The organism is Cryobacterium sp. RTC2.1, from assembly GCF_035018685.1.
Lineage (GTDB): Bacteria > Actinomycetota > Actinomycetes > Actinomycetales > Microbacteriaceae > Cryobacterium > Cryobacterium glucosi.
The window spans coordinates 1-276 of record NZ_JASJXJ010000386.1 but is presented as its reverse complement, the minus strand read 5'-3'; the positions used below and the strand labels follow the sequence as shown (position 1 = coordinate 276).

At 67.8% G+C, this 276-nt stretch carries 1 pseudogene; it reads left to right on the top strand.

The window, feature by feature from the left end:
- Positions 1 to 276, top strand: a pseudogene (locus tag QN357_RS19400) (phosphotransferase); the annotation flags it as partial.

Below are 276 nucleotides of genomic sequence, written 5' to 3'. Positions count from 1 at the left end.
GCGAACCGCTCACTCCTCTCGAGGACCGGACCCGTGTCGACGTGCCCTGGCGGGATGTCGCCGGGATGCTGAGGTCGTTCTCCTACGCGGCCGGAACCGTGGCGCGGGAAGCTCCCGAGCGGACCGGTGTCGTCACCGGGTGGGCACAGGCCTGCCGTCGGGCGTTCCTTGCCGGGTACAGCGAACGTTCCGGCAGGAGCCTCGGAGAGCAACGCCCGCTGCTCGGCGCCTTCGAACTCGACAAGGCTCTCTACGAGGTCGTCTACGAAAAACTCA